Raw genomic sequence first — 956 nt, forward strand, 5'->3', positions numbered from 1 at the left:
AATGCAAAAATCGACTCACCAGCGGCAATGCCTTTTTGCAATTTTTGATTGATATCAGTCAGTGATCGGACGGGCTTACTGAGCAGACCAGCTGCCGCAATATAAGAGATAAACTCCCCTGCTGAAATACCGCTAATAACTGAAGGTCTCAATGCAAGCCACACCACCACCGCCATAGCTATCGCCATCAGCAGCTGTACCGCTGGGGTATTGATACTATTGGTGACGACCACCTTCATGCCTTGGCGTAAGTTCTTTTTTGAAGTCTTATCAAAACGTTCTGACTCATATGCCTGGCCGCCATAATTTTTTACCACCTGATAGCCACCGATGACCTCATTAGTAATATGACTGACATTGCCCATCGTCTTCTGAATACCTTTCGAAAGCTTAAGATAACGCTTGGAGGCAATGCGAATAAGCCATAGTATTGGTGGCAATACGACAAACAAAATGAGCGTCAAGCGCCAGTTGCTATAAAACAAAAAACCTATCAATCCTATAACGGTGAAACCATCACGCAGTAAGGTCTTCATTGAGTCTGTACTGGCAGCGGTAACTTGCTCAACATCAAATATCAACTTGGATGAGATTGTACCAGCAGGATTGGCCAAATAGAATGAGCTTGGCAAGCGCAGTAGTTTATTAAAAACTTCTACCCGTAGCTCATAAACCAAATTACGCGAGACCAAGGCAGCGTAATAATTACCCAAAAAGCTACCAACACCACGCACAAAGAATAGCAAGATAATCAATAGCGGAAATAAGGCTTGTTTGCTTCGATCACTTTGATTGATGGCATCAGTAATATATTGCAACAGCTTGGCGGTCCAGATCTCTGTCCCTGCATTGATAGCGAAACCTAAAGCTGTTAACAATAATGCCCACCAATACGGCTTTAGATATTTTAGTAGACGCAGTAAAGTTTTACTTTTTGGCGGACTAGAAGGAGCTGC

General features: G+C 43.1%; 1 protein-coding gene. It reads right to left on the bottom strand.

Annotation, left to right across the window (positions count from 1 at the left end; genetic code table 11):
- Nucleotides 1-956: ABC transporter permease (locus tag ACS8FC_RS15335; protein WP_439297405.1), on the bottom strand; the 956-nt coding region annotated here is incomplete at both ends.

The sequence above is a fragment of the Psychrobacter sp. 1Y4 genome (assembly GCF_051847555.1).